The sequence below is a fragment of the Longimicrobium sp. genome, from assembly GCF_036280135.1.
Classification (GTDB): domain Bacteria; phylum Gemmatimonadota; class Gemmatimonadetes; order Longimicrobiales; family Longimicrobiaceae; genus Longimicrobium.
In genome coordinates this window covers 1-6,525 of record NZ_DASURI010000822.1, presented here as the reverse complement: position 1 = coordinate 6,525, position 6,525 = coordinate 1, and the positions used below count along the sequence as shown (strand labels likewise).

4 protein-coding genes are annotated in these 6,525 nt (G+C 72.2%); all 4 read right to left on the bottom strand.

Features of this window, described 5'->3' with window-relative positions; translation table 11 throughout:
* Positions 1-84: 84 nt before the first annotated feature.
* The 4 genes from VFZ20_RS26580 to VFZ20_RS26565 all read right to left on the bottom strand — a co-directional run bounded on the left by VFZ20_RS26580 (position 85) and on the right by VFZ20_RS26565 (position 6,177).
* Positions 85-3,141: a PAS domain S-box protein gene (locus VFZ20_RS26580; protein WP_329686994.1), complete on the bottom strand. Its 3,057-nt coding sequence runs from the start codon at positions 3,139-3,141 to the stop codon at positions 85-87.
* Positions 3,142-3,419: 278 nt separating this feature from the next.
* Positions 3,420-3,863, bottom strand: a complete 444-nt coding sequence (locus VFZ20_RS26575; protein WP_329686993.1) for a DUF2442 domain-containing protein — start codon at positions 3,861-3,863, stop codon at positions 3,420-3,422.
* Positions 3,850-4,101 carry a hypothetical protein gene (locus VFZ20_RS26570; RefSeq protein WP_329686992.1) on the bottom strand — a complete coding sequence of 84 codons (252 nt, stop codon included), beginning with the start codon at positions 4,099-4,101 and terminating at the stop codon, positions 3,850-3,852. The genes VFZ20_RS26575 and VFZ20_RS26570 overlap by 14 nt, the downstream gene beginning before the upstream one ends.
* Before the next feature lie 45 nt (positions 4,102-4,146).
* The gene (locus VFZ20_RS26565; RefSeq protein WP_329686991.1) at positions 4,147-6,177 is read right to left on the bottom strand and encodes a putative bifunctional diguanylate cyclase/phosphodiesterase; all 2,031 of its coding nucleotides are present in this window, start codon (positions 6,175-6,177) and stop codon (positions 4,147-4,149) included.
* Positions 6,178-6,525: the final 348 nt, after the last annotated feature.

Sequence of the window (6,525 nt, the reverse complement as noted above, 5' to 3'; positions counted from 1 at the left end):
GAAGTGCGAGAGTGCGAAAGTAAAACCCATGGACAGGGGGTTCTCTCTCGCACTCTCGCACTCTCGCACTTTCGCACTTCTTCCCTACCAGCGCGGATCCGAGGACAGCATCCGCGCGGCCTTTTCCTCGCTCAGCGGCTCGGCGAAGAGGAAGCCCTGCGCGTGGTCGCACCCCATGCCGCGCAGCGACGCCAGCTGCTCGCGCGTCTCCACCCCCTCGGCCACCACCTTCACCCGCAGGTTGCGCGCGAGATTCACGATGGCGTGCACCATCTGCGCGCTGCGCGCGTCGCGGTCCATCCGGCTCACGAACGAGCGGTCGATCTTTACCACGTCCAGCGGAAAGCGGTGCAGGTAGCCCAGCGACGAGTAGCCCGTGCCAAAGTCGTCCATGCACAGCACCACGCCCATGTCGCGCAGCCGCGTAAGCGTGCCCACGGCCGGCTCGGCCTGCTCCAGCAGCACGCTCTCGGTGATCTCCATCCGCAGCCGTGACGCGGGCATCCCGCACGTACGCAGGGCGCCCGCCAGGTAGCCGGCCAGGTCCGGCTCCGCGAACTGCCGCGCGGACAGGTTCAGCGACATCGCCAGCGTGGTGTATCCCGCCTCCGTCCACCGCTGCAGCTGGCGGCAGCACTCCTCCACCACCCAGCGGCCCAAAGGCAGGATGAGCCCCGTCTCCTCGGCCACGGGGATGAAGGTGCCCGGCCCCACCTCGCCCCGCTCGGGGTGGCGCCAGCGCAGCAGGGCCTCGAACCCGTCGATGCGCCCCGTGTCCAGCGCCACGATGGGCTGGTACACCAGGCGAAGCTCGCCGCGCTCCAGCGCCCGCCGCAGGTCCGTCTCCAGCCGCAGCCGGGCCATGGCCTCGGCGTGCATGGCGCGGTCAAAGACCTCCAGCCGGTTCTTGCCCAGCATCTTGGCCCGGCTGAGCGCGGCGTCGGCGTTGCGCAGCAGTTCCTCGGCGTCCTCGTGCCCCGTCGTCGCCAGCGCGATGCCGATGCTGGCCGTGGCGAACACCTCGTGGCGCTCCAGCTGGAACGGCTCCGCCACGGCAGCGGCCAGCCGCTCCGCCAGGTGCGTGGCCTCCAGCGGCCCGCTGATCCCCTCCAGCAGCACCGTGAACTCGTCGCCGCCAAAACGGGCCAGCGTGTCGCCGGGGCGCAGCGCGTCTTCCAGGCGGCGGGCGCACTCCAGCAGCATGCGGTCGCCCAGGCCGTGGCCCAGCGAGTCGTTCACCACCTTGAAGCGGTCCAGGTCCAGGAACAGCACGGCGGAGAGGAAGTGGTCGCCGCGGCGCACCCGCTCGGCCGCGTGGGCCAGCCGGTCCACGAACAGCGCGCGGTTGGGCAGCCCCGTGAGCGCGTCGTGCAGGGCGCCGTAGGCCAGCTGCTCGGCGGCGCGCTTGCGCTCGGTGATGTCGTGGAAGATGCCCTGGTAGCCCAGCAGCCCGCCGTCGGGCCCGCGCCGCTCGCTGGCGGAGAGGAGGACGTCGATGGGCGCGCCGTCGCGCCGCAGCAGCCGCATCTCGTAGTCGCGCACGAAGCCGGCGCGGGTGATCTCGTCCCGGAACCGCTGGCGGTCCACGGCGGTGGCGTAGAGCACGCTGGTGTCGCGCGCCAGCAGCTCCTCGCGCGACCAGCCGAACAATTCCACGAACGCCTGGTTCATCTCCACGAAGCGGCCGTCCGTCGTGGTGATGTAGATGGCGTCGCGCGACTCGTGGAACATGCGGCGGTAGCGCTCCTCGCTCTCGCGCAGGGCACGCTCCGCGGCGCGGCGCGGGGTGATGTCGCGCGCGAAGCCCTGCACGCCCGTCACCCGCCCGCCGGAGACGAGCGCCGTCTCCGCCAGCTCCAGGGTGAGCACGCGGCCGTCCGCGTGGCGCACCTCGGCCGTGTAGTTGCTCAGGGCCCCGGGCTCGTCCAGCGCCGCGTCCGTTCCGCTGTGCACCTCGGCGGCGGCGCGGGCGTCGTCCGTCAGCAGCACGTCGTACGGCCGGCCCACCAGGTCCTCGGGCGCATGGCCCAGCACGTCGCGCACGGAGGGGGACAGGTACTCAAAGCGGTGCTGCGGGTCGTGCACGTAGAAAAAGACCTGCTCGCTGCCGGCCACCATCAGCCGGTAGCGCTCCTCGCTGCGGCGCAGCTCCTCCTCGGCGCGGGCGCGGTCGCTCACGTCGCGGTTTACGCCCAGGGCGCCCACGCGGCGGCCGTTCTCGTCCAGCAGGGGGACTACGACCGTCTCGGCCACCCCCTCCGTCCCGTCCTTGCGCGCGAAGCGGATCTCGCCCTGCCAGCGGCCCGTGCGGTCGATGGCGTCGAACACCTGCCGCGCCAGCTCCTCGGCGCGGGCCTCGCCCAGCCACAGCTCCACGCCGTGGCCCAGCGCCTCGTCGCGCGTCCAGCCAAAGACGCGCTCGGCGGCGCGGTTCCACCCGACGAGACGCGACGCCGTGTCGGTGATGAGGACGGCGTCGTACAGGTTGTCGAACACCAGGGCCTGGCGCTGCAGGGCGGCCTCGGCGTGCTTGTAGTCGGTGATGTCGAAGGCCGTGCCCAGGGCGGCCGTCTCGTGCCCGTAGCGCACCACCCCGGCCGTGAAGTCGATCCACCGCTCGCTGCCGTCCTTGCGCTGGATGCGGATCTCGTAGCGCGCGGGTACGGGCTCGCCGCGCTGGCGGGCCAGCCCCCGCTCGCGCACGGTGTCGCGGTGCTCGGGGTGCACCACGTCCCAAAAGCTCATCTCCAGCAGCTCCTGGCGCGTGTACCCCGTGAGCTCCTCGGCCGCCGCGTTCACGTAGCGAAAGCGGGTGCCCTGGTACACCATGGTGGCGGCGGCCACGGTCTCGGCCAGCTCGCGGAACTGGCGGTCGCTCTCGCGCAGGGCCTCGGCGGCGCGGTCCATCTCGGCCACGTCGCTCTGCAGCCGGTAGTAGCGCTCCAGCAGCTCGCGCTCGGCGCCGCCCGCGGTGCCGGCGAGCAGCGCGCGGACCTCGTCGGCGCGGCGGTACTCGGCGTCGACGGCCTCCAGGAAGCGCTGCCACTCGTCGGCCAGCACGCCCAGCGGACCCAGGTGCTCCTCCACCTGCCGGCGGAGCACGTCGTGTAGATGGAGAGCTGCGGGAAGGGCCGTCGCCATGGATCGCATGGGCGCGAGACGCCGCGCCCCCTCGGCGGGAGAGATGAACCGTGGATGAACGCAGTATAGTCGCGACCGGGGCGGGCGCAAAGGAAAATGCTTGCGGTCAACGGCGTTGTGGCCGCACGCGAGCGCCGCGTCGTACGGATGGGCGCGCCAGGTGCGGGCCCGCGCCCGCCTGGCGGCCCGGCGCCCGGAACGTCACGCCCGGATCCCCCTCCCGCGGGTGATCCGGGCGTCCGTTCGCTGAGCCGATGTCGTTCGGCGAATGACGAGGATCAGTCCGCCGCGTCCGCCGCTGCTTCCGACGCCGCCTGCTTGCGGGGACGACCGCCCTTGCGGCCGTTGCGGCGCGCGGCTTCGGCCTTGGCCTCGCTGGTCGCCGTGCCCAGGTAGTGCCCGGCCCACGCCTTGGCGCGGAACGCCCGCAGCATCATTCCCATCAGGTTGATGCAGGCGCCGAGGTCCGGCCAGCCGACCGTCGTTCCCCCGAACATGACCTGCACCCCGGACAGCATCTCCGGGGGGGCGCCCCGTGCGTACGTGACGAGGTCGACCGGAAAGCCGAGCAGGCAGCCGTTGTCGAACTCCACCATCACCCGGTCGCGCTCCTCGTCATAGGATGCCTGGACGGCACGGGGGCCATGGTCCAGCTTCGGGAGCGACTTGGAGTACTCCAGGATTGCCTCGATCTCCTCGTCCGTCAGGTCACGCTTGGGCATTGTACCTCCTCCAGTGGGCCAGGAGCAGTTCCTGGCATCCATTCACGATCCACACGGCGCGCCCGGCGTCCGTCCACCGCATGTCTTCCCACTCCATCACGTACGGAGGCTGGTGATCCTCGTACCCGATCACGATCCAGCACCAGGTGCCCGCGTAATGAACGCGAACGCGCGGCGGCAGCACATCGTCCTCGGCGATCCAGAACGTGTAGCCGTCGAACTCCATCACCTTGTTCATAGGCTAAAACCGAACGTTGGGTTTTTCAAGGGTGGCTGATGCGGATCACCAGCGGCGGTCGGCGGCGAGCAGGTCGCGGAGCGCGTCCGCGTCGGCGGGCGGGGAGAAGAGGAAGCCCTGGCCCGCGTCACAGCCCAGCAGGCGGAGCCCCGCGAGCTGGTCCGGCCGCTCGATGCCCTCGGCCACCACCTCCAGCCCCAGCCCGCGCGCCAGCGCCAGCACGGACGCGACGACCTGCCCCGCGCGCCCGTCCTGCCCCATGGCCGCCACGAACGAGCGGTCCACCTTGAGCCCGTCCAGCGGCAGCCGGTGCAGCGCGCTGAGCGAGGAGTAGCCCGTCCCGAAGTCGTCCATCACCACGCGCAGACCCAGCTCCTTGAGCCGGTTCAGCGTGGCCGCGGCGGCCGCGGGGTCCGCGACGAGCACGCTTTCCGTCACCTCCAGGCGCAGGCGGGCGGGGTCCATCCCGCTCTCCTCCAGCGTCCGCCGCACCTGCTCCACCAAGTCCGCCTGGGCCAGCTGCTTGACGGACAGGTTCACGCTCACGTGCAACCCGCCGGAGCCGGCGGTGGCCCACGCGCCCGCGTGGCGGCACGCCTCGGCCAGCACGCGCCGGCCCAGGTCCAGGATGAGCCCCGTCTCCTCCGCCGCGGGGACGAACTCGTCCGGGCGCACCCAGCCTCGCTCGGGGTGACGCCAGCGAGCCAGCGCCTCCACCCCGCAGACGCGCCCCGTAGCCAGCGACACGATGGGCTGGTAGTGCGCCGTCACCTCGCCGCGGTCCAGCGCGCGGCGCAGGTCCGTCTCCATCCGCAGCCTGGCAAGGGCGCGCGCGTGCAGGGCGCGGTCGTACGGCTCGCAGTGGCCGGGACCGCGGGCCTTGGCGCGGTACATGGCCGCGTCCGCGCCGCGCAGCAGCGCCTCGGGCCCGTCCGCCTGCGCGCCGCTGACGGCCACGCCGATGCTGGCGCTCGTGAACACCTCGAACCCGTCCAGGGTCACGGGCGCCGCCAGCGCTCGCTGCAGAGTCTCCGCCGTCCGCAGGGCGGCGTCCGCGCCGGGGGCGCCGTCCAGCAGCACGGCGAACTCGTCGCCGCCAAAGCGCGAGACGGTGTCGGCCGGGCGCACGGCGCCGCGCAGGCGGTCCGCGACGGCGGCCAGCAGCTGGTCGCCCACGGGGTGGCCCAGGCTGTCGTTGACGAGCTTGAAGCGGTCTAGGTCCAGAAAGAGCAGCGCCGTCCCCCCGCCCCGCCGGCGGCCGCGGTCCAGCGCGGCGGAGAGGCGCTCCATCAGCAGCCGGCGATTGGGCAGGCCCGTGAGCGGGTCGTGCAGCGCCTCGTGCCGCAGCCGCTCCTCCATCGCGCGGCGCGCCGTCACGTCCTCCGCGAACAGGTGGACCACGCCCAGCGGCCGGTGCGGATGGTACGACCACGAGAGGACGCGGCCGGCGATGGGCGCCTCTACCCCGCGCACGGCGGCGTTGCTGGCCAGCGCGCCGCGGACGAGGTCCGCGTGGCCGGCGCCGGGGAGCGCGGCCTCGATGCGCGTGCCCAGCTCCGCCGCCAGGCGGACGGCGGCGGGGTTGGCGTAGACCACGCGCCCGTCGCCGTCGCACTCCAGCACGGGGTTGGGCGATTCGCGGGGGAAGGCGGCCAGGCGCTCGTTCTCCTCTTCCGCGCGCTTGCGCTCCGTGACGTCGTGCACGATGCCCACGACGCCCGCCACGGCGCCGTCCCCGTCGCGGTGGGGCCAGTACTGCACCCAGATCCACCCAGATCGGACACCCGGCACCACGTACCGCCGATCCGGAAGGGACACGGTCTCTCCGTCCAGCACGCGGCGCAGGACAGGCTCCAGCCGCTCCTCCCGCAGGTGGGGGTAGATCTCCAGCGCGTTGCGCCCCAGGACGGCCGCGGCGGGAAGGCCGGTCATCTCCTCCATGAATCGATTCCACAACAGGTAACGGAACTCGCGGTCGCACACGGCGACGCCAACCGTTTCGCTCGCGGCGAGCGCGTCGAACAGCGTTTCGCGGAGACCGCGCTCGGCGGTCCCGGTCGGGATTCGTGCGATCATCGTCTCCTCCAGCGCGTAGAATGAGACAGGGGTGAATCACGTATAGGCGCAATAGTGCGGCAGGATAAGCGTGGCGGTGGACAGCACCGCGGCACGAGATGCATGGCGGCTCCCGGTTAACGGGTCCGTGCGATCAGAATTCGATTGAAGAAGGCGGACACGATAAACGGCGTGCGATCCGGCGCAAAAGAGAGGGTGGGAGAGTGGGGTGGGGGCAAGTCCCCGCGGGGCATGAGCGGCTGAAGCCGCCGCTGGGGCCGCGGAAAGCCCTGCCTCGCGTTGACGCGCGTTGCGAACAGGGCTTCAACCGCCAACACGGGGCGCCACCCCGCGGAACGTCGCGGACCG